The 21,997-nt window shown below is 52.5% G+C and carries 17 protein-coding genes; 16 read left to right on the plus strand and 1 reads right to left on the minus strand.

What is annotated here, in order from left to right; translation table 11 throughout:
• The first annotated feature begins 54 nt into the window (after positions 1–54).
• The 13 genes from Aeroheme_RS07300 to Aeroheme_RS07360 all read left to right on the plus strand — a co-directional run bounded on the left by Aeroheme_RS07300 (position 55) and on the right by Aeroheme_RS07360 (position 17,544).
• Positions 55–1,092, plus strand: a complete 1,038-nt coding sequence (locus tag Aeroheme_RS07300) for a hypothetical protein (protein ID WP_368168891.1) — start codon at positions 55–57, stop codon at positions 1,090–1,092.
• A 39-nt stretch (positions 1,093–1,131) separates the two neighbouring features.
• The gene (locus Aeroheme_RS07305) at positions 1,132–2,145 is read left to right on the plus strand and encodes an EpsG family protein (protein WP_411166998.1); all 1,014 of its coding nucleotides are present in this window, start codon (positions 1,132–1,134) and stop codon (positions 2,143–2,145) included.
• 524 nt (positions 2,146–2,669) lie between these two features.
• Positions 2,670–3,485 (plus strand): glycosyltransferase, encoded by an 816-nt coding sequence (locus tag Aeroheme_RS07310; protein WP_368168889.1) that lies wholly within the window; start codon positions 2,670–2,672, stop codon positions 3,483–3,485.
• A gap of 14 nt (positions 3,486–3,499) precedes the next feature.
• Positions 3,500–4,630 (plus strand): glycoside hydrolase family 99-like domain-containing protein, encoded by a 1,131-nt coding sequence (locus Aeroheme_RS07315; protein ID WP_368168888.1) that lies wholly within the window; start codon positions 3,500–3,502, stop codon positions 4,628–4,630.
• Positions 4,631–4,632: 2 nt separating this feature from the next.
• Complete coding sequence (locus Aeroheme_RS07320) at positions 4,633–5,538, plus strand: glycosyltransferase (RefSeq protein WP_368168887.1); 906 nt, start codon at positions 4,633–4,635, stop codon at positions 5,536–5,538.
• Between the two features lie 15 nt (positions 5,539–5,553).
• Complete coding sequence (locus tag Aeroheme_RS07325; protein ID WP_368168886.1) at positions 5,554–6,495, plus strand: UDP-glucose 4-epimerase family protein; 942 nt, start codon at positions 5,554–5,556, stop codon at positions 6,493–6,495.
• On the plus strand, positions 6,489–7,046 hold the full coding sequence (locus tag Aeroheme_RS07330; protein WP_368168885.1) for a sugar transferase: 558 nt from the start codon (positions 6,489–6,491) through the stop codon (positions 7,044–7,046). Before Aeroheme_RS07325 ends, Aeroheme_RS07330 begins: the two co-directional genes overlap by 7 nt.
• Positions 7,047–7,086: 40 nt before the next feature.
• Complete coding sequence (locus tag Aeroheme_RS07335; RefSeq protein WP_368168884.1) at positions 7,087–9,057, plus strand: polysaccharide biosynthesis protein; 1,971 nt, start codon at positions 7,087–7,089, stop codon at positions 9,055–9,057.
• Between the two features lie 91 nt (positions 9,058–9,148).
• Positions 9,149–10,219 (plus strand): LPS O-antigen chain length determinant protein WzzB, encoded by a 1,071-nt coding sequence (locus tag Aeroheme_RS07340; RefSeq protein ID WP_368168883.1) that lies wholly within the window; start codon positions 9,149–9,151, stop codon positions 10,217–10,219.
• A 94-nt stretch (positions 10,220–10,313) separates the two neighbouring features.
• Positions 10,314–12,029 (plus strand): Wzy polymerase domain-containing protein, encoded by a 1,716-nt coding sequence (locus Aeroheme_RS07345; protein ID WP_411166999.1) that lies wholly within the window; start codon positions 10,314–10,316, stop codon positions 12,027–12,029.
• Between the two features lie 177 nt (positions 12,030–12,206).
• Positions 12,207–12,659, plus strand: a complete 453-nt coding sequence (locus Aeroheme_RS07350; RefSeq protein ID WP_411167000.1) for a glycine zipper 2TM domain-containing protein — start codon at positions 12,207–12,209, stop codon at positions 12,657–12,659.
• Between the two features lie 171 nt (positions 12,660–12,830).
• Positions 12,831–13,484, plus strand: a complete 654-nt coding sequence (locus Aeroheme_RS07355; protein ID WP_042649459.1) for a YceH family protein — start codon at positions 12,831–12,833, stop codon at positions 13,482–13,484.
• Between the two features lie 217 nt (positions 13,485–13,701).
• Positions 13,702–17,544, plus strand: a complete 3,843-nt coding sequence (locus tag Aeroheme_RS07360; RefSeq protein ID WP_411167001.1) for a DEAD/DEAH box helicase — start codon at positions 13,702–13,704, stop codon at positions 17,542–17,544.
• Positions 17,545–17,663: 119 nt separating this feature from the next.
• Here the strand turns inward: Aeroheme_RS07360 and Aeroheme_RS07365 are convergent, their stop codons facing one another.
• A complete protein-coding gene (locus tag Aeroheme_RS07365; RefSeq protein ID WP_411167002.1) occupies positions 17,664–18,557 on the minus strand; it encodes a DNA replication terminus site-binding protein in 894 nt (297 codons plus the stop codon).
• Between the two features lie 523 nt (positions 18,558–19,080).
• Between Aeroheme_RS07365 and Aeroheme_RS07370 the strand changes: the two genes are divergently transcribed.
• The 3 genes from Aeroheme_RS07370 to pdhA all read left to right on the plus strand — a co-directional run bounded on the left by Aeroheme_RS07370 (position 19,081) and on the right by pdhA (position 21,939).
• Complete coding sequence (locus Aeroheme_RS07370) at positions 19,081–19,290, plus strand: DUF1127 domain-containing protein (RefSeq protein WP_005331430.1); 210 nt, start codon at positions 19,081–19,083, stop codon at positions 19,288–19,290.
• Between the two features lie 273 nt (positions 19,291–19,563).
• Positions 19,564–20,580 (plus strand): succinylglutamate desuccinylase, encoded by a 1,017-nt coding sequence (gene astE, locus Aeroheme_RS07375; RefSeq protein ID WP_368168878.1) that lies wholly within the window; start codon positions 19,564–19,566, stop codon positions 20,578–20,580.
• 261 nt (positions 20,581–20,841) lie between these two features.
• The gene (gene pdhA / locus Aeroheme_RS07380) at positions 20,842–21,939 is read left to right on the plus strand and encodes a pyruvate dehydrogenase (acetyl-transferring) E1 component subunit alpha (RefSeq protein ID WP_106886345.1); all 1,098 of its coding nucleotides are present in this window, start codon (positions 20,842–20,844) and stop codon (positions 21,937–21,939) included.
• Positions 21,940–21,997: the final 58 nt, after the last annotated feature.

Genomic DNA, 21,997 nt, shown 5'->3' on the forward strand with positions numbered 1-21,997 from the left:
TATTTTGTAGTGCCATGCATTCATATGCTTTAGTTTTAATGTTCAAGGGTCTATATGAGGATTGTAATACCTATTCTTCGCTTTGGCCGTTCTGGTGGTGAGCGTGTAATATCAAAATTAGCTTCTGGTTTGAGTTCAGAGGGGCATGATGTTACATTTATTGTTCCTAAAGGAAATGATGTTCCTTATTATGCAACTACTGCCAAAATAATTACTTTTGAAGGTTCAAAGTCGCATTTTAAAATATTTAGGTGGATAAGTAACTATTTTAATATGCTAGTGTCGTGCAAAAATGTAAATGCTGATGCTGTAATAGCTACATATCATCAGATGGCTTATATAGCACTTTTTCTGCCTCGAAAGATGAGACGAATTTATTATATTCAAGCATATGAGGTTAATTTTTACACCAATATTATTGGTAAGTTTTTTGCTGGGTTTACATATATGATGCCATTTGAAAAAATTGTTAACTCTGAATGTATATTACCTCGTTTTATCAATAATTATCGCGCATGCATTCCCGCAGGAGTAGACTACAATTTATTTTTTGGCGAGCGTCGAAACGCAACTAGTGGATCTAGGCCAATCAATATTGGCATCATAGGTAGAAAGGAGCCGTATAAAGGAACAAAGGAGGTTCTGGATACCCTCTTAAAATATATAAAATATAATAAACTAGAGAATAAAGTTGTCATTAATGTTGCTGTATATTTAGCAGATGAGTATAAATCAAAGGGTATTAAATACCACGAAGTTAATAATGATGTCGAATTGGCTGGCTTTTACAAGTTGAATGATATTTTTGTTGCTACAGGATTGGTTGAGTATGGAGCATTTCATTATCCATGTGCTGAATCGATGGTGGCAGGTTGTTTGACGATATCTAATTATGCACCGCTGACAGATACTGATAGTTGTTTGAAAATAATTGGTTTTTCACAAAATGAAATTATTGAGAAACTAAATAAAGCAATGAATATCTATTTAAGTGGGGAGTATTTTGAGATTGAAAGAAATCAAAATGCAATGCTTAAATATTCATGGGATAATATATCACGCAGCTTCAATGACATTGTGAATGAACGCTAAAGGGATTAGACCGTTGTGGTATATATACTATTGTGGTGTGTGACCTTCTTAAATACATTAGCATACTCGAAAGCTATAAAGAGTTGTTTTGTTTTTATCTTGTCTCTCTTGTTTTTTATGTTGATTATATTACGTGGAGATGCTGTTGATAGAGATTATCTAACTTACTTAGAGTATATTAATAATATTAAAAATGGAAATGTTCCTACATTAGGAGGTGCATTTTTTGATTCACTGGTTACTATAACATTTACTCTTGGTATTCCAGTAGTTATGGTTTTCGTGTTTTATGCTTTAGCATTACCAATTAAAGTGGCTTTGTTTTATAAGGCTGGAATTGATATCGGTTCTGTTTTTTTAGTGTATGTTGGTTTTTTTGTATATTTACACGACTTTACGCAAATAAGAGTTAGCCTGGCAATAGCGATAGCCTATTTCGCACTTTATCTAATGGTTGTATTAAAACGAAGAAAGAGCGCTTTAATACTCCTAGCAGTCAGTACCATGGTTCATCCATCACTCATTTTTTTATGTTTAGTTAGTTTGTTTATAAGAGGGGTTTCGTTTTCATTCTTGACTATTGCATTGGTTGTCAGTGTTGTTTTTTGTTATTTTGATTTGTTTGATTTGGTTTTAAATTCATTTATTACATTTACCAACATCCCTATACTATTAATGTATCAGGGGTTGGCCAATGAAGGTGCTAATATTATCAATGTTTTTGGACTGTTCCCTCTCCTTAATGTCAGCATTGCATTGGTAGTAGGTTATTATGGTATTAGAAATAGAGGTGTAAACGATCCTTGGATTGTACTGATGATGAAGTATGTGATACTTTCACAAATAATATGGTTTTCCATGTCAGCAATTCCAGTATTGTCCGGACGGATTAGTCAAATATTTTTGTTTTCGATTGTATTTGTAGTTCCATATATTTCATTGAAAATGACAGGAAAAACATTTATCATTTCGTCCATATACAGTCTGCTAGGGTTTATTGCTTTTCTTTATAAAGGCAATTTGCTAAATGACTATTACTTTTTCTTCTCGTGAAAACTCTTCTTATGTCAATGTTAGTTTCAGTAAATTGAAAATTTAAAGCGATTATGTTGGCAGTTTTTTGTGGTAGTTAAAGAATAAATAAAAAGTGATATATTAAATCAGGTTCAATTACCTTAATTGGTTATGATCGGTTGTTACGCTACACCTACGAGGGGGCGTCATGGTCACGAGCAAGATACAGTCCCGGTGTGAGAATGCTCTGCTTTAGCGCGTTCTACAAAAATTTATCTGCCCTGAGTATGACCACAAGACCCTTCAATAGCCGACCTCAGGTAATGTAATAAAATCACTACCGCCATCAGTTGTTACCTCACCTTTTTGCCATCATCAAGTTTGACCTATAGACATCCACCCATCCAGGTCAAGTTCAGTCGGTGATAGGGCTAAACGTAAGTGATACGACGATTTATGGATGAAAGGACATCATGTAGCGCAGCTACATTACTCATGAGCAAATGAGGGAACCGTGCCATTAGGAATCATTACCATGTTTGGATATGCATTTAGGAGTCGCTATGACTTCTATTAAAATAGTAATAGTTTTGTATAATAAAAAAATTGTTGATAGTGCATCAATTAACAGTATTCTAAAACAGAAATACTCGAAAGATAATATCTGCGTGTCACTGTCAATTCATGATAATAGTCCATTGGCGATGATTAATGATAATGAACTATCTGAAATTGGAAGGGAGCTAAAGGTAAGTTATATCCATGATGGAAATAATAATGGTTTGAATGTGATTTATGAAGCTGAATTTAAAAATTTCGACAGTGATTATATATTGATATTGGATGATGATACATCACTTCCCTATGATTATCTTGATAAGTTTCATCAGGCTCAACAAGAATTTGGTACGAAAAGTATTTTTGTACCAAAAGTTATCGTTTTCGATAAGTTAGTTAGTCCATATAAATCATGGTTGTTTTTCTCTCGGGCTATTCGTGACCTTGTTCATGGCACATGTAAAAATATATATGCAATAAATAGTGGTGTTTTCTTGCCAAATATTAAAGAGATAAAAAACTATAGTTATCCCCCTTATGTCAGCTTTTATGGTACAGATACTGTTCTTTTTGAGTATGTCCACAGTGCTGATATACCAGTTGTTGTTATGGATTCACGCATTCAGCATGAGCTATCCTTTCATCCTAAAGGAAACTCAGAGCAGTATCATCGAGCTCTGTTTAACGTTGTTCGTTTTTGGAAATCCCATTATGGGAAAAATATTTTTCATTTGATTATTTTGTATGCTTATCTATTTTATTTAAGCTTTAGAGAATCAGTGAAAAATAAAAAACTTATAAATTTCATGGCAAAAATATAATCTCGGTGAGCAGTATGAATAAATGTAAAGTATTTCCTTTTTATTTTCCCCAGTTTTATGCGACCCCGGAGAATGATCTTTGGTGGGGTGAGGGGTTTACTGATTGGCAATTGGTGGAGAATGCTAAAGCAGTATCAACAAAGCAAAGGCAGCCTAGGATACCGTATGGAACGGATTTTTACGATCAATCAATAGTTATGACTTTATCAGAGCAAGCTGCTCTCGCTAAGCGTTATGGTATTTCTGGATTCAATTTTTACCATTATTGGTTTGATGGGAAATTAATCTTGGAAAAACCAGCGGAAAATCTTTTGGAAAATAAAGATATTGATATCGAGTACTTTTTTACTTGGGCGAATGAAACATGGACCCGTCAGTGGGTAGGTAAGCCAAAAGATATTCTAATAAAACAGCAGCATATAGTCGACACTGAACTTTGGAAAGCACATTATCAATATTTAAATCAGCACTTCCAAGATATAAGATATCTTAAGGTTTCAAATAAACCAGTTTTTTGTATTTATAGGCCTGAGCTGATAAATAATTTAGATAAATTTATGTCTTTTTTTAACGATGAAGCTATAAAGTCAGGGTTTGACGGTGTTCATTTTATTGCACTCCGAGCATATGATGTAATTAATGCAGAGAATCTGTATAAAAACTTCAGTGCAATCGTTAATTTTCAACCTCGTTATGCCATCAACAAATACCTTAAAAAGAATGGTGTTGTAAAAAATGTACTGGGAAAGATAGCTAGGCGTTTACCTGAATCTATGCAATTAAATATTGCAACAATGTTAAAGAATAAGACGTATAGTGAATTCTCCTATGATTCATATCTAGACACATTGAAAGTTCGCTCTGACTTGAATTTCCTTGACAAACCTGTATATCAAGTCGCATTCCCTGACTGGGATAATGCTCCTAGGTATAATGAGCGCGCAACGTTTTTTTATAATGTGAAGCTTGAAAAATTTGTTGAGGCACTAGAGATTATAAAATCACAGCTTAATGAATATGATGAAAAAATAGTCTTTATTAATGCGTGGAATGAATGGTCTGAAGGTGCTTATCTTGAACCTGACACAGTCAACGGGCATAAATATCTCGAAGCTGTTAATGATGTCTTTAGATGTGAATCTTAGTTATGGATAGTCGCAACAATTATAGTATTGCTGTTCTTTTGGCTGCCTATAATGGTGAAAAGTGGCTCACGGAGCAGATCGATAGCATCTTAGTGCAAAAGCAAGTTGATATTCATATATATATTAGCCTTGACCATTCCAATGATGACTCACTGGAGTTGTGTGTTTTTTATGCGTCCAAGTATGATAATATCACCTTGCTGCCTTATGGAGAGAGATTCGGTGGTGCAGGGCAGAATTTTTTCAGATTAGTTATGGATGTTGATTTCAATAGATATGATTTTATAGCCTTTAGTGACCAGGATGATATTTGGCATGCGGATAAGTTGATTGGTGCTGTGAGGAAGTTAGACAGATATGATTGCTATTCCTCTAACGTAATCGCCTTTTGGGATGACGACCGAGAGTTACTCATTGACAAGGCTCAATCGCAGCGAAAATGGGATTTCTTATTTGAAGCTGCTGGACCGGGTTGTACCTATGTATTTAAGCGTGACTTGGCTATTGTCTTTCAAAGATGGCTTATAAAAAATCATGATGAAGTCGTAAGTAAAGTATCGTTGCACGATTGGTTACTGTATGCCTTTGCACGTTATCATGGCTATCGTTGGATTATAGATTCTGAGCCGAGTATGCGCTATCGCCAGCATGCTAATAATCAGGTAGGCACGAATAGTAATTGGCTTGCAGCTAAAAAAAGATTGCAATTAATTAAAAGCCATTGGTACAGAGAACAGGTTGTAAACATTGCAGGCTTATTGGAGTTACATGATATTGCTATCATAAAGTATGGTTTATCTGGCAATTACTTAGGTAATTTATACTTACTGACAAAAATTAACGAATTGCGAAGGCGGGGACGCGATAGGTTGGCTTTAGCTATCGCATTGCTGTTTAATTTATTCTGAATGTTGAGAACCAATATGATTCTATTGACAGGGGCCACTGGGTTTATTGGTAGTGCTATTTTGAAGCGTTTAAGTGGTACTTCTGGCACGCACATTCGTACTTATGGCCGCAAAATAATAAATGGTCAATCTATATCACATGTGATGGGGACAATTGATGCTGTAACGGATTACTCATCGGCTTTGACTGGTGTTGATGTAATTATTCATGCTGCGGCTAGATCTCATGTAATGGATGACGTTGAAACTGACCCATTGATTGCATACCGTAATGTCAATGTGGCTGGAACATTGAATTTGGCGCGGCAGGCGGTGAATTCAGGGGTTAGACGCTTTATTTTCATTAGCAGTATTAAAGTAAATGGTGAATCGACAGAGATTGATGCCCCATTTAAAAATACTGACTGCATCCATGCCAACGATCCATATGGTGTCTCGAAAGCTGAAGCTGAAGCTGGGTTGAGGAAAATATCTATCGAGTCTGGAATGGAGGTTGTAATCATCCGCCCTCCACTGGTATACGGACCGGGCGTCAAAGCTAACTTTTCCGCGATGATGAATTTAGCTAAGAAAAATTTACCTCTTCCTTTTGGTGCGATACACAATAAGCGTAGTTTAGTGGCTCTCGATAATCTGGTCGATTTGATTATCACCTGTCTTGATCATCCCAGAGCAGCTAATCAAATTTTTTTGGTCAGTGATGATCGTGATGTGTCTACCACTGAGTTGCTAGAGTTTATGACCCGAGCGGCAGGGAAAGTGCCACGGTTGTTGCCAGTACCCGTAAGGTGGTTAAGGTTGGCTGGCAGACTTACAGGTAAGCAGGCGGTGATCGATAGGCTGTGTGGTAACTTGCAGGTAGATATTACACATACTAAAGAGACTTTGGGTTGGCTACCGCCAATCTCGCTGGAAGAAGGCATTGGGCGTTGTTTTTTCGAGGATAAATCATGTTGATTCGATTACTAGATTTTTTGGCTGCCTTTTTTGGTTTACTATTGCTTTGTCCTATTCTGTTGGTTGTTATAATAATTGGTCAATTTGACACTGGTTCTCCTATTTTTGTACAAACTCGAGTTGGTAAGCATAAGAAACCATTCAAGCTCATTAAATTCCGTACTATGGCGGTTGATACCAAGTCGGTTGCAAGTCATTTGGCTAGCGCAGCTTCTATTACAAAGCTTGGCGCTTTTCTGCGTAAAACAAAGATTGATGAATTGCCGCAGCTGATCAATGTTCTGAAAGGAGATATGAGTTTAGTTGGACCTCGTCCAAATTTATTTAATCAAGATGAACTTATTGCCGAGCGTGATGCCTTGGGTGTATATGATGTTTTACCTGGAATTACCGGGCTTGCTCAAATTCAGAATATCGATATGTCTACTCCTAGACTTTTAGCTAAAACAGATCGTGACATGATCGACTCCCTGAATGTGCGAAGCTATTTTAGTTATATCATCATGACAATAAGTGGTAGTGGTAGTGGTGATGCTGTTAGACCAAAATAGTTTATAACCATTTAAATTTCATAATCATCATGGTGTGATAATGTTCACTTCATTTCTTGGCATTCCTCGTTTATACAAACGAATCATTAGTGTTCTTGTCGATAGTGTACTGCTCTCACTGGCATTCTGGGGAGGGTTCTGGGTTCGGCTGGATGCCGCAATTCCTATTAAGAGTGTATTGCATTGGCAAACACTGCTTTTATTAATTCCAGTTACTATCATCATTTTTATGCGCTTGGGGCTTTATCGAGCAGTATTACGTTATGTCGGGTTTAAAGTGTTATGGACAGTTATGCTTGGTGTGTCTCTTTCCACCATGTTTTTAGTTATGTTGGCCTTCTTTTTGGAAGCCCCATTACCAAGAACGGTATCTGTGATTTATTTTGCTTTTGCTGTATTACTAGTGGGTGGAGCCAGACTGTTTTTTAGAATGCTGGTCAATCGTGGTAATCATAACCGGATTCCTGTATTAATTTACGGTGCAGGCTCATCTGGTCGTCAGTTACAGCTTGCTCTTAATCAAGGTCATGAATTTTTCCCTGTTGCTTTTGTGGATGATGATCCTGCAATTCGTAAGGCAGTCATTCAAGGAATCAATGTTTACAGTCCGGATCTGATAGGTGAACTAGTCGCTCGCTTTGGTCTCAAGAAAATCTTGCTGGCAATGCCCAGTGCACCACGTTCAGTGCGCCAGGAAGTGATTCACCGCTTGGAGCATTTTCCATGCGAGGTTCTCTCGATTCCAGGTATGTCTGACTTGGTTGGTGGTAGGGCTCTGATCGACGAACTCAAGGAGGTCTCTATTGAAGATCTACTTGGAAGGGATCCCGTTGACCCCATTCCGGAGCTGATCAATGCCAATATCTGTGGTAAGCGAGTGATGGTTACCGGTGCTGGTGGTTCAATAGGTTCTGAGTTGTGTCGCCAGATCGCGTGTTGCAAGCCAGCTAAGCTAGTATTATATGAGTTGTCAGAATATGGCTTATATGCCATTGATAAAGAGCTGAATGAGCTTTGTTTACGTGAAAATATTGATTTGGAAATAATTCCATTATTGGGTTCGGTGCAGCGCCAGCACCGCTTAAGTGCAGTAATGAGTAATTTCCAGATTCAAACAGTTTATCATGCCGCAGCTTATAAGCATGTGCCATTGGTTGAATATAATGTGGTGGAAGGGGTACGTAATAACGTATTTGGAACACTCTATTGTGCTCAGGCCGCTATTGAGAGCGGTGTTGAGACATTTGTACTGATCTCGACGGATAAGGCGGTACGCCCGACTAATACAATGGGGGCGACCAAACGCTTGGCTGAGCTCGTATTACAAGCCTTAGCATCTGCTCAAAATAAAACTCGTTTTTGTATGGTTCGTTTTGGTAATGTACTAGGATCGTCTGGTTCTGTCGTCCCTTTATTTCGTAAACAGATTCTGGATGGGGGGCCACTCACAGTCACCCACCCAGATATAATTCGCTATTTTATGACTATTCCTGAAGCATCTCAATTGGTTATCCAAGCCGGGGCAATGGGCAATGGTGGTGACGTTTTTGTGCTAGATATGGGGCAACCAGTCAAAATTTTGGATCTAGCCCATCGAATGATTCGTTTAAGCGGTTTAACATTAAAGAATGAGAAAAATCCCAATGGGGATATTGCAGTAAAAATTACTGGATTACGCCCAGGAGAAAAATTGTTTGAAGAGTTACTCATTGGTGATGATGTTCAAGGGACAGACCATCCCCGAATCATGACTGCTCATGAAGGCATGCTGCCATGGGAAGAACTTCGCGAAATTCTTCTTGAACTTGATAAGGCTTGCCACTCTTTTGAACATGATGAAATACGGCGAATTTTGCTAACTGCACCAACAGGCTTTAGCCCTACTGATGGTATTTGTGATCTTGTTTGGCATGCGCGTCAGGAGGGCAATCTTAACACTGCAAAAGTTCATTCTCATGGAATTAATTTTTTAACAGTTGACGCTGATAACGCTCCCAATCAACTGAACTAATGCTCATTTATAAAATCAGTTGTGACTTTCTCGTGTAGTTAAAACTTTAATTCATTTTTGGCTTTTGCATTTAATAGATAAGAGATAGCAAATGAAAGAGAGAACCCCAGATGTACCATCTCAGTGGGTACAGCCCGCTGGATCCGATGAGATTGATCTACGCGAGCTAATTCTGGTGTTATGGCGCCAGAAACTCATGATCCTGCTGGTCGCAGGCGTCTTTGCCGCGGCAGGTATCGCTTATGCCCTGCTGGCCTCCCAGGTCTGGGTCAGCCAAGCCGAGATCAAGCAGCCCACCCTCAAGGAGGTAGAATCACTCGAGCTCAATATCAACCAGCTGATCAACGCTCAGATACCGGCGACAGCCTTTACCTCCTTTGACAAGAAGGCACTTTACGGTGATTTTGTAAACAGCTTCAACAGCTTCAATAACAAGCGACAGTTCCTGATGGAGAAAGGCTATCTGGATGCCGAGGCGGTGGAGTCCGGGGCAACGGATGCGCAAGACAAGCGGCGCTTGCTCAAGAAAATGACAGAGGGGATCAGCGCAAAAGTGCTGGACAAGCTGAGTGAGAATATCACCCTCTCCTTTGCTGCCAGCACGGCAGAGGATGCCATACAGCGTCTGGAGCAATACATCGCCTTCATCCAGCTGCAGGAGTCGGCGGCCAAGGGCAAGGAGCTAAACACTATCTGGCAGAACCGTCTCAAGACGCTGCAGACCCAGTATGAGAGCGCGCGTGCCGATACCCTCAAACAGCTGCAAGACGACATCTTGCGTACCGAATACAGCTTGCGTATCACTCAGGCGGCCGGGCTGGAGGCGCCGGTGCAGAACCTGCAGGATCAGGGCAGCCTGGCCATCGATCTGGGGGCTCGCGCCCTGGCGGAGAAGCTCAAGATCCTCAAGGAGATCAAGAACCCTGAGTTCATGAATCCAGGGATCGGCGATCTGCGTTTGCAACTGAGCAGTCTCCAGGCTATCAAGCTTGAGGCGCTGCCGTTCCAGTCCTTCGCCTATCTGGCTTCGCCGAGTGAACCCCTGAGCCGTGACAAGCCCAAGCGTCCCTTGGTCGTGGTATTGGCTACCTTGCTCGGCGGCATGCTGGGAGTGGGCATAGTGCTGGTGCGTCATATGTTTCGTAGGCCAGAGTCGGCATGATGGCAAGGAAGTGAACAAGGGGGCGATTGCCCCCTTTTACGTATTGGTTGCTTGGTGACGACACATGGAAATGACACTGCAGGGATCAGGGACGATGAGGACAACAACAGGGATCTTCGGCATGCTCAGCATCCTCTATTGGCTACTGGGCATGCACTTTTTCATGCACAACCCGGGCGGGGCCGGGCTCTATCTGCCCTTCAACGCCTGGGGCTGGATATTCGCGAGCCTGGTGATGGCGCTGGGACTGTGGCAGGTCACCCTCAGCCAGCGGCTGGTGGTCTCTCCGCTGCTGACGGCGTTGTGGCTGGGGGCCTTGCTGCTGCTGCTGCCCGTGGCCTATCCGGGCTTCGAGCTCAAGGACTATGCCATCCCCCGCCTGTTGGGGCTGTTTGCCGGTCTGCTGTTTCTCGCTTGCCTCTATCAATGGCGACTGGACCGTCAGATGCGGGATCGGCTGCTCTACCTGCTGCTGGGGGCAGTAGCCATAGAGGCGCTGCTCGGCCTGGTACAGTACTACCTGCTGGTACCGGGCAACTGGATAGGCTACGACACCCGGACCAATCGCCCTTACGGCATCTTCCAGCAACCCAACGTGATGGCGACCTTTATGGCGACCGGGCTTGCCTTGGCGATCTGGCTTCAGATGCGGGGGCACGCCAACCACTGGCTCAAGGGGCTGCGTCATGCCGTGATCCTGGCGACCGCCTTGCTGCTGGTGGTACTGCAGTCCCGGGTGGGCCAATTGGGCGGGGCCTTGGCTCTGATCCTGCTGCTGCCGCAGTTGCATCGCGAGCGGCAGCTGGGCCGGGTGTTGGGGCTGGTTGGGCTGGGCATAGCGCTCGGGCTGGCATCCCAGTACTGGATGGCGGGGGCCAGGCGGGGGCTGGAGATGTATCAGTCCGGCGGCATGAGATCCATCTACTGGCCCTATGCCGCCAGGCTGATTGCTGAGGCGCCTTGGACCGGCTGGGGCTATGGCAGTTTCGAGTCCGTGTTCCTCCAGCATTACATGGCGGACAAGGCGCTCAATCCCGCCATGGTGCAGATCGAGTACAACCTGGATCACCCCCACAACGAGTTTCTCTACTGGGCGGTGGAGGGAGGGCTTGCCCCCATGCTCGGCATGGTGCTGATGGGCGGGGCTCTGCTGTGGCGACTGGGTAGGGCTGGCTGGGTGAAGGGGACGGCCTTGCTGGCGCTGGTGATCCCCATACTGCTGCACACCCAGACCGAGTATCCCTTCTACCACGCCATCGCCCTGTGGTGGGCGCTGCTGCTGCTCATCCATGTGCTGGATGCGGAAGTGGAGGAGGGGGGAACGGCTGGCCACGCCAACTGGCGGGAGTATGTCTACCGCCCCTGGCTCTTGCTGCGTTTCCTGGCCATTGGCATTCCCCTGATCGTCGTCCCCTTCATGCTGACGGCTCTGCATACCGCCTGGGTGGTGACCAAGTATGAACGTGGTGGTTACAAGCAGCCTGCGTTGCTGCTCGACATCGTCAACCCCATGGCCTGGCTGACCCGGGTGGAGTTCGACGTCAACGCGGTGCGCCTGATGGTGGGCTTGCAGGCCAACAACAAGGCCGAGCTGGAAGCCTATCTCGACTGGGGACAGGCATTTGTGCGTCATACCCCCAGGGCCAACATCTACGCCAACATGGTGATTGCCCTCAATGCACTGGGGCGGACCGAAGAGGCCGACCGCCTGCGGACCCAGGCGCTGATGCTCTATCCGGGTGAGCCCTTGCTCACCGCCTCGGCGGCCAAGTCGGTCGCCGCGACCCTGGAGCCCAAGCCCTCCTCATGAGCAGGCCGGGCACCGCTTTCTCTTCTCCCATCACGGCCGCCTTGCGGCCGTGATCATTTCCACCTCAGGCAAGCTCACAGTCAGGATCGGCGGTGTAGTCTCCCGAATGGGGATGGCGGGGCTGCGCAGGCGCGGTGCCGGCGCCATCGGGTCTCAGTCATCATCGGAGTCGACATAGTGAAGAAGATTGCATTCATGGTTACCAGCCTGCTCATTCTGATGGGCACACCGGCCCTCGCAGGCACCAGCGCCCAGGTGGAATACGGCACGGTGCAAGAGAGCCGCATTTTGACCCAGGAGGCGGCGCCCCAGCAGGGCGGAACCCGGCCACTTCGCACCATAGGGGCCGCGGCCCTGGGGGCGGCCGTCGGCAGCCAATTTGGTGGTGGCTCGGGCCAGACAGTCGCCACCACTGTGGGGGCAGTGGCGGGGGCCGAGGCTTCCCGTCGCCGTCAGGGCAACCAACAGAGCGTGCAGGGCAAGCAGACGGTCGAGCTGCTGATCAAGACCGAGGCGGGAAAACTGCTCAACGTCGTGCAGGATCAGGATCCCGTGCTCACGTTCAACAAGGGGGACAAGGTGCGCATCCTGACCACGGGAACGGATACCCGGGTCGACAAGTCCGTCTAGGGGGCTGCCTGGCGGTATGATGCCAGGGGCTAGCCACCTGGTTGCGGCCGGATTGTACGATGTTTCATCAAGGGTTTCATCGGCTCGCAAAAATGCGGTTCAGTGCTGGACGGCGAGAGCGCCTTGGCTAAGATAACCGTCTTAACGTCTTGTTTGGCAAGGGAGTATGAAATGGAGATAGTACTAGGCCCATTAGAGGCTCGCGTGATCGGCTGCCTGATAGAGAAAGAGATCTGCACGCCGGATCAGTACCCTCTCTCTCTCAATGCACTGGTCAATGCCTGCAACCAGAAGAGCAACCGCGAACCCGTGCTCGAGCTCGCCGAGCTGGATATCCGCGCCGTCATCGACGAGCTGATCCGCCGTCGTCTGGTGGTCAACACCGCCGGCTTCAATGCCCGGGTGCCGCGCTATCAGCACCGTTTCTGCAACACCGAGTTCGGTGAACTGAAATTCAGCGCCCAGGAGCTCGGCATTATCTGCGAGCTCTTGCTGCGGGGCCCCCAGACCCCGGGTGAGCTGCGCTCGCGCACCAACCGGCTGTGCAGCTTCGACGATGTGACCGAGGTGGATGCGGTGCTGGCCGCGCTGGTTGAGCGCGGCCCCTATGTGGTCAAGCTGCCCCGGGAGCCGGGCAAGCGGGAATCCCGCTATGCCCACCTGTTTGGTGGCGAGATCGATCTGGAAGCCCTGGCCGAGGCCGCCCCTGCCAGCAGTTATGCCTCTCCTGCCGCCGATCGCCTGAGCCAGCTGGAAGAGGAGGTTGAGCGCCTCAAGTCGCAGTTGCAGGCCCTGGAGGCCCGTCTGGCGCACCTGGAAGGCTGAATCCTGCGAGTTTGCTTACCCTATCAAGAGGCGCTGCGGCGCCTTTTTTCATGGCCCGTTGCCCGCCCGCAGAGCGCCTCGCAGAGGATGGTCCGCCGGCCCCCTGTCCCCGCTTTTATGAGCCTGGCCGCTTTTTTTGTACTAATTCGCGGTTAAGGGTCGAGCCGCCGCCGCTTTCCCGTTAAAATTCCGCCTTTGCACCTGCCCGCGAGTTCTGATGTCAGCCTTTACCCTCTCTTCGGATTGCCATGCCCTGCTCAGCGAGCTGCAACTGCAGCGCGCCGCCAGTACCCGTTATTTGCAAGACACGCTGTACGCGCAGCGCTCGCCCGGGCAGGCGCTGACGGACGCGCTGAACCAGTTGCAGCAACAGGGACTGATACGGCTGCGCAACGAGCAGCAGTGGAGCCTGACGGCGGAGGGCACCCTGACCCTGATCCTGGCGGTGCGGGGAGGAGCCTGCCCCATGCCGGACTGGACCCGGGTCCCCTCGGTCACGGGTCAGGAGATGGCGCAAGGGGTGGTGCGCGAACTCTGCCTGGGGGAGGCGGGGCAGATCCCCGCCTACTACCAGAGCGCGGATCTCTTGAGCCTGCTGGACCTGCCCGATGCCCACCGCCTGCTGCCGGGCTCAAGCCCCGCCTGGCAACAACTGTTGCTGGAACACTTAGCCCTGCAGACCCTGCTCGATGCCGAGCCCGAAGCGCACTGGCCGCTGACGTCCGTGACCGCGGCCTGCGCCCCTGCGCTGGCAAGCCGGCTTGAGGCGCTGGCCAGCGAGTGGGAGTGGCTCTGCGGCCCGCTGGCCGGCGAGGTGACCACTCACTGGCCGGCCCTGCAACAACTGGCCGAGCAGGGGGATGAACAGCCCCTGGCGGAGCGGCTGCTCGGCGCGCTGGGGCAGTGGCAGGCCGCGGTGCAGCAAGAGCCCTGGCCCAGGATGTTCAGCGCCCTGCTCTGGCTTGGCTGGCTGCAGCAGGCCGATCCCGTGCTCGCCAGCGAGCAGCGCAAGAAGTGGCAGCGCAGCCTCGGCAACCATTTCCCCCTGCTTTCGGATCTGCTGGGACAGTGGGCCGGTGATCGCCACGGTCAGGCGATAGGCCTGTTCGATACCCTGCAACTGCCGCTGGAGGAGCTCCACTGGGGCTACCTCTGGCTGGATCTCTGCGCCCTCGCGCGCCACGGCGAGCAGAGCCCCCAGGTCGCCATACTGCACAAGTGGGATCTCTCCCATGTGCTGGAGGCCGAGCCCCGTCATCGCCTGATGGCCTTCTGCCAGGATCTGTTGCGCCTCTTGCTGGGAGAGGGGGCCGAGCGGCCCCCGTTGCAGCAACTGCGTGCCACCCCGGCCCCCGAGGCGGCCAGCGACGCAGAGGATGAGGACAAGACCCCCGCCTCGGCCAGCTGGCTCAACTGGCTGCAGGGGCTGGGGCGCTCCAGCGGCGTGCGCAAGGCGCAGGAGCGGCTGGTATGGCTGCTCCACGCGGAAGGGCCCGAGCTCGAGTGCAAGATCCAGAAGCAGAGCACCAAGGGGGAGTGGACCGCCGGGCGCCGGGTCGATCCTGCCCTGCTCTCCACCCAGTATGCCGCCCTGCTCGACGAGGCGGACTGGGCCCTGGTGCGCACCCTGCCACGGGGCATGAGCAAGCTGCCGCGGGACGCCTGGGCCCCTCTGGCCAGCCATCCGCGCCTGTTCAACGCCAAGGGGCAGAAGCTGCAACTGGCCATCAGCGCCCCCTTGCTGCAGGTGGTCGCCACCGAGCAGGGCATGAGCGCCGTCCTGAGCCCGGCCGCCGCAGCGCGAGGGGCGCACATAGTGCCGCTTGCCCAGGATCTGTGGCAGCTCATCCTGACCCCGCAGGCCCTGCTGGACAGACTGCCTGCGCTGGAATCCATCCCGCTGCTGCCAGCGGGCGGGCTCGCCGAGCTGCAACGCACCCTGGACGCCATTCCCGAGCTGCCCTGGCACAGCCAGGTCGAGGGGCTCAGCGGCAATGCCGAGTTGACCCCCTGGCCCGGAGTGCCCTCGGTCCAGCTGGACTGGCAGGATGGTCAGCTGCTGGTCCAGCTGGTGACCCGGGAGGGGGAGCTGCCGCCGTTGCCCCTTGGCAAGGGGGAGGCCATAGTGCGCCAGGGCGTCAGGGACTATCACTACTGGCAACGGGATCTGGCTGCCGAGAAGGCCGAGGCCCAGTTGCTGCGCAACCAGCTGCCCATAGGTCTGCCGGGCAACGAATGGAAGCTGGACGGTGAGCAGGCACTGACCCTGGTCAATGCGCTGCCCGAGCTGGTGGACGCCGGAGTGGTCGTTCACTGGCATCAGGACAGCGCCCGTCTCAAGAGCCTCGACGAGGCGGCCCTGAGCCTGCGCATCGAGCGTCGCCAGGACTGGTTCCAGGTGGAGGGGGCACTGGCACTGGACGAACATCAGATCCTCGACTTGCGCCTTATCCTGCGCCAGCTGACCCCGGGCCAGCGCACCGTTCAGCTCGACGAGAAGACCAGCCTGATGCTGAGCGACAAGCTGGTGGAGCGCCTCACCATGCTGGGGGCCATGCTGGATACCGAGCAGCGCATCAACAACAAGCTGGCCTACCCCCTGGCCCGCTTGCTGTCGGCGGTGACCACGGCCGGGGATGATGCCTGGCACTCCCTGCAGCAGGAGTGGCAGCAGGAGGTGGAGTGTGCCCCCGAGCTCTTGACGGCGCTGCGGGACTATCAGAAGGACGGGGTGCGCTGGATGGCGACCCTGGCCCACCATGGCTTTGGCGCCTGTCTCGCCGATGACATGGGCCTTGGCAAGACGCTGCAGGCGCTCATGGTGCTGCGCATGCGCCAGCACCTCGGCCCCGCCCTGGTGGTAGTGCCCAAGTCCGTGGTCACCAACTGGCAGGAGGAGGTGACCCGGTTTGCCCCCGAGCTGGAGGTGGTGGTGTTCGAGAATCCCGCCGAGCGGGAGACCCTGATCCAGGAGGCCAAGGCGGGCCAGATCATCCTGGTCAACTACGGCATGCTCGGCAGCCTGGCCCAGTCCCTCAAGTCCCGCCGCTGGGCGAGCATGGTGCTGGACGAGGCGCAGCAGATCAAGAATGCCGGCACCCAGCGTGCCAAGCTGCTGTTCCAGCTCGAGGGGGATTTTCGCCTGGCCCTCTCCGGCACCCCCATCGAGAACCACCTGGGGGAGCTGTGGAGCCTGTTTACCTTCATCAACCCGGGCTTGCTCGGCAGCCTCGGCGAGTTCAAGCGTCGCTTCGGCAAGGCGGTGAAGGATCCCCAGCACATGGCGCTGCTGCGGGCGGTGATCAGCCCCTTCATCCTGCGCCGCCTCAAGCAGCAGGTGCTGACCGAGCTGCCGGACAAGACCGAGATCATCCACCACATCAGCCTCTCCCCCGAAGAGCGTCAGCTCTACGAGGCGACCAGGCGCGAGGTGGTGCAGCAGGTGCAAAGCGCCGATGGCCGCGCCCTGATGCACGTGCTGAGCGGCCTGACCCGCTTGCGGCGGCTCTGCTGCTCCCCCGAGCTGGTGATGCCGGAGTGGTCACAGACCAGCAGCAAGCTGGACGAGGCCATGGCACTCCTGGAAGAAGCCATCGATGGCGGCCACCGGGTGCTGGTGTTCAGTCAGTTCGTCGATCTGCTGAGCCTGCTGCGAGCCCGCATCGAGCTCAAAAAATGGGACTACTGCTACCTGGACGGGGGCTGCTCCGCCAAGTCCCGTCAGGAGTCCATACTGCGTTTTCGTCATGAACCGGTTCCCCTGTTCCTCATCAGCCTCAAGGCGGGGGGCACAGGCCTCAACCTGACCCAGGCCGATACCGTGCTGCACCTGGATCCCTGGTGGAACCCGGCGGTGGAGGATCAGGCGAGCGATCGGGCGCACCGCATGGGCCAGACCCAGCCGGTGACAGTCTATCGACTGGTGTGCGAGCAGACGGTGGAGGAGAAGATAGTGGCGCTGCACGACGAGAAGAGGGCCCTGGCCGATGGCCTGCTGAGCGGCCAGTCCGAGGTGCGTGGCCTGGACGTGGAGAGCCTGCGCGCCCTGCTGATGAGCTAGGAGCGGTGCTGCCTGCCTGGGTGCGAGAGGGGGATGGTCCTGGTGGCCATCCCCCTTCTCTGTTTCAGGGACTCATTGCCCGCGTCTGGGGCCCCTCTCATGGGTCTGGTTAAGAGGCGCTAGCCCTGATAGCGATAGAGGTGCAGCCGCTCTATGATGGCCTCGCCGCCAATCTTGCGATCCCGCCGCGCCTGGCGCAGCTTGGGCGGATAGTGGCCGAGGTGGGTGACGCTGGGCGGGTTGTCCGAGCAGAGCAGCAGGGGCAGGCTCGCCTTGAGCTGCTGCTTGCGCGGCTCCCTGTCCAGCCAGAGCAGGTTGATCATGGGGTGGGTCTTGACCGGTCGGCGGATGCGCAGCTGCGCATCCGCCGGCAGGCGGCGAATGTCATACACCTCCTGATCCACCATCTTGCTCCACTCCTCGTTGCTGGAGAGCGCCGGCACATAGCGGCGGCTGCGCTCCAGCATCTCCAGCACCTGCTCGCGGCTGAGGCGGCTGATGCTCTGCTTGTCGGCCCAGGTGAAACCGAGGGAATGGAGCTCTCCGGTGAGCAGGGTCAGCTTGCGATAGACCTGCAGGGTGATGACCCCGGGCAGTGCGCTGTGCACCAGCTCGAACTTCTCGTCTCGCCCGCCGGCGGCCTGCACCAGGGCCTTGAAGGCGAGCTTGTGGCCGTTGATCTCGTCGAGCAGCGGCTGCAGCAAGGGGGCGCTGGCGGCGGGGAAGCGCAACCAGCCAGGCAGCCGGTGAGTCGCCTTGGTGGAGCAGCCGGGGCGGGCGCTGTGATCCTGAAAGGCCGTCACGGCCGCGGCCAGTGCCGCCTCCCCCGAGAGATAACCCACCTCGATGGCCTCGATGGGATCATGCTCTTCCCCTTGCGGTACGGCGGGCAGGGGATAGACATGGGCCTCCAGCAACTCGAGCTGGCCGAGCAGTCTGGCGAGACGGGCTAGGGCGTCTTCCAGCGCGTCCATCTGTTGACGCAGGGCGGCGGTGGGGGTAAAGGTGTCCATCGGCATATCCTGTGTGTTCCCCCAATCCGTCGCCCTAAAGGTGGCGATCGGGGGGCATGATTAAACCACTGTATAAATAACCATACCAGCATGACGGGAAGGCGCCAAGTGCCGCCTTTCAAGTGCCGTGCAAGAGCGGCTGCCGTGGCCGTCTTTCGGGGGTTGCCTGTCTGTATCATCCTGTTAAATAACGATCTTTAAGTGATCCAATGGTTAACAATTGGCGGTGCGGCAGGGGCGGCAGCGTCCTGTCTCGAACTCGGGCTCTGCATAGCTAACGTGGGAAACTGCATAGTTAGAAGCCGATGGGGCAGGAGAAAATGCTGCACGGCTGGGGGAGGGAATCTCTAGCTAATATTTCACATATAAATCAATAGGTTGTATTTTACCCCATGGCGAGATCAGCCATTACTTTTACTAATCTCATGTATCAAAATTCGTCAATTGAGGCGCCTCCTCGCCCTGACTAAGCTTTGCGCATCAAATCCGAGCCTTGCGCAGAACTAGAGAGAGGAGCCATATCATGGCCAACATGACTTATACCGAAGCCGGTTACCAGGATTCCAGCGAATCGAATCTGGTTGCTCGCGTCAAGATGACCGTCCTGACCTGGCTGGAACGCAGCCGCAGCCGTCGCCAGCTCTCCGAGCTGCCCGCATACCTGCTCAAGGACATCGGTCTGAACGAAGCTGACCGCTATCAAGAGACCACCAAGCCGTTCTGGCGTGGTTGATATACCGGGCATGGATGCCTCGTTTTCTTGCTGATCTGAACTGCTCTGCCTGATGTTTTTCGCCCTCAAACGGGCCTCACTTTTTCCCTGTTGCCGTTTCCTGTCATTTCCCCTTGTCTGATTTTCCTTCTGTTTGCCCCCTGTGGCATGAGTTGTCATCATCCCTCGCCAACTTTGTATCCTTACTGTTTGAATTTGTTTAAAAATTGATTTTAAGCCCGCCTGCCTTGCGTATAATCCGGCCATAGCATTCCAGACAAGAGGGTGAGATGGATGATTCCCCAGCATGACTTTTTGGCCCTGACCCGCCGCCATGAGTGGCAGCTCGAGCCCTTTGCCTTCGACCTGGCCAACGGCACCCGGGTGAGCGTGTGGGACACCGGCGTGCTCTGCCTGGAGCCCATGGGTCAGTTGCCTGGCGGGCGCAAGGACATAGTGCTCTCCTGCGGCATTCACGGTAACGAGACAGCCCCCATCGAGATCTGCAACCAGTTGCTGACCCGGCTGCTCGGCGGGGAGCTTCAGGCTCGCCACCGGGTGCTCTTCCTCTTTGGCAACCCCGCCGCCATGAACCAGGGGGCGCGCGAGGTGGAGGAGAACATGAACCGGCTCTTCTCTGGAGCCCACAGCAAGGGGGAGGGGCTGTGCAACAGGGAGCGCATTCGCGCCATGCGCCTGGAGCAGTATGTGAGCCGCTTCTTTGCCGATCCCGCCCGGCCCCGTTATCACTACGATCTGCACACCGCCATTCGCGGCTCCCGCCACGAGAAGTTTGCGGTCTACCCCTTCCCCCACGAGCGGCCGCACTGCAAGGAGCAGGTGCAGTTCCTCGGGGCCTGCGGGGTGCGCACCATACTGCTCTCGAGCGGCCCGACCACCACCTTCAGCTATTACAGCTCGCACCAGCATGGCGCCCATGCCTTCACGGTGGAGCTCGGCAAGGTGCGCCCCTTTGGCGAGAACGACATGACCCGCTTCATCGAGGCGCGTCAGGCGTTGCAGGAGCTGGTGACCCAGGATGAGGTGGTGCTCGAGCCCTGGCGGGCTGATGACTTCACGATTTTTGCCATCGATCGGGTGATCAACAAGCAAACGGCCGCGTTTCGTTTCCTGTTTGCCAGCGACGTGGACAATTTCACCGAATTTCCCCAGGGGTTTGTGCTGGCGGAAGATGGGGATCGGCAGTACAGGGTAGAGAAAGCGCGGGAGGCGGTGGTCTTCCCCAATGCCAACGTGGCCATCGGCCAGCGGACCATGCTGCTGGTGGTGCCGACCCGTCTGTGGGAGTGATCTGAACCCATCTTTTCACGTCAACCCTGCGCCCCAGGCGGCGTGACCAGGATGGACGTGATCCCGAACTCACCCTGACAGGGAGCCCGAAAGGGCTCCCTTCTTCGTTTCTGCTCGCCGAAAATCTCATCTTCTTTCTGAAATTAAAGAAGTTTCTACTGGTCTTACCTGACTGAATCACCTTGTCCTTTGCTTAACATCTTATTTACATTCTAAGTGTCACCTCATGGTGGTGACGCTGACAACGGCAAGGAGCCAGTTATGACCCATGTCGACATCCCCTTCCTTCGTTACCTCGATGAGGAGGGGCGCCCGGTCGCGACACTGCCGACCTGGCTGGACAAGGCGATGCTGCACACCTTCTACCGCAACATGGTGATGGTGCGCAGTTACGACAAGAAAGCGATAGCACTGCAGCGAACCGGCAAGCTCGGCACCTTTCCCTCCCATCTGGGGGCTGAGGCGGTGGGAATCGGGGTCGGTCTCGCCATGCGGCCAGAGGATGTCTATGTGCCCTACTACAGGGACATGCCCACCCTCTATGTGCGGGGCGTGCCCATGGAGCAGAACCTGCAATATTGGGGCGGGGATGAGCGGGGCAGTGTCTTTTACAAGGCCGATGGCGAGTTGTCGGAAGACTTGCCCATCTGCGTCCCCATCGCCACCCAGATCACCCATGCAGCTGGCATAGCGGCCGCCTTCAAGCTGCGCAACCAGCCCAGGGTTGCCGTGGTGACCATAGGCGATGGCGGCACCTCCAAAGGAGATTTTCTCGAGGGGCTCAACTGCGCCGGTGTCTGGCACCTCCCCATGGTGATGATCATCAACAACAACCAGTGGGCCATCTCGGTGCCGCGCAAGCTGCAGTCGAGCGCGCCTACTCTGGCCCAGAAGGGGATAGGGGCCGGAGTGCGCAGCCTGCAGGTCGATGGCAACGACGTGGTGGCCGTCTATGAGGCGACCCGCGCCGCCATGGAGCGGGCCCGCAGCGGCAAGGGACCGACGCTTATCGAAGCCGTCAGCTACCGGCTCGGGGATCACACCACTGCCGATGACGCGACCCGCTATCGCGAGGCCGCCGAGGTGGAAGCCGCCTGGGCCAAGGAGCCGGTCAAGCGGCTACGCCAGTTCATGGCCGATCAGGGCTGGTGGGACGAGCATCAGGAGCAGGCGTTGCTGGCGGAGGCGAGCCGGGAGGTCGAGCGTGCCGTGGCCGCCTATGAAGGCATGGCACCGCAGGCGCCGGAAACCCTGCTCGATTACCAGTTTGCCGAGCTGCCGAGGGAGTACCGTGCCCAGCGTCAGCGCATCATCGCCAAGGGCATGCAGCAGCGCGGCGGGGAGACACACCATGAGTGACATGACACTGCGCGAAGCGATTCACCTGACATTGCATCACGAGATGGGTCTGGGGAGG

Origin of the sequence: Aeromonas sp. DSM 116730, from assembly GCF_046581335.1 — a bacterium.
GTDB classification, from domain to species: Bacteria; Pseudomonadota; Gammaproteobacteria; order Enterobacterales; family Aeromonadaceae; genus Aeromonas; species Aeromonas rivipollensis.

Coding starts and splice junctions, on each gene's coding strand:
- pdhA (WP_106886345.1), top strand. CDS start 20,842: ATGACCCATGTCGACATCCCCTTCCTTCGTTACCTCGATGAGGAGGGG.
- Aeroheme_RS07320 (WP_368168887.1), top strand. CDS start 4,633: ATGGATAGTCGCAACAATTATAGTATTGCTGTTCTTTTGGCTGCCTAT.
- Aeroheme_RS07340 (WP_368168883.1), top strand. CDS start 9,149: ATGAAAGAGAGAACCCCAGATGTACCATCTCAGTGGGTACAGCCCGCT.
- Aeroheme_RS07300 (WP_368168891.1), top strand. CDS start 55: ATGAGGATTGTAATACCTATTCTTCGCTTTGGCCGTTCTGGTGGTGAG.
- Aeroheme_RS07330 (WP_368168885.1), top strand. CDS start 6,489: ATGTTGATTCGATTACTAGATTTTTTGGCTGCCTTTTTTGGTTTACTA.
- Aeroheme_RS07335 (WP_368168884.1), top strand. CDS start 7,087: ATGTTCACTTCATTTCTTGGCATTCCTCGTTTATACAAACGAATCATT.
- astE (WP_368168878.1), top strand. CDS start 19,564: ATGATTCCCCAGCATGACTTTTTGGCCCTGACCCGCCGCCATGAGTGG.
- Aeroheme_RS07355 (WP_042649459.1), top strand. CDS start 12,831: ATGGAGATAGTACTAGGCCCATTAGAGGCTCGCGTGATCGGCTGCCTG.
- Aeroheme_RS07310 (WP_368168889.1), top strand. CDS start 2,670: ATGACTTCTATTAAAATAGTAATAGTTTTGTATAATAAAAAAATTGTT.
- Aeroheme_RS07345 (WP_411166999.1), top strand. CDS start 10,314: ATGAGGACAACAACAGGGATCTTCGGCATGCTCAGCATCCTCTATTGG.
- Aeroheme_RS07360 (WP_411167001.1), top strand. CDS start 13,702: ATGTCAGCCTTTACCCTCTCTTCGGATTGCCATGCCCTGCTCAGCGAG.
- Aeroheme_RS07365 (WP_411167002.1), bottom strand. CDS start 18,557: ATGGACACCTTTACCCCCACCGCCGCCCTGCGTCAACAGATGGACGCG.
- Aeroheme_RS07315 (WP_368168888.1), top strand. CDS start 3,500: ATGAATAAATGTAAAGTATTTCCTTTTTATTTTCCCCAGTTTTATGCG.
- Aeroheme_RS07370 (WP_005331430.1), top strand. CDS start 19,081: ATGGCCAACATGACTTATACCGAAGCCGGTTACCAGGATTCCAGCGAA.
- Aeroheme_RS07325 (WP_368168886.1), top strand. CDS start 5,554: ATGATTCTATTGACAGGGGCCACTGGGTTTATTGGTAGTGCTATTTTG.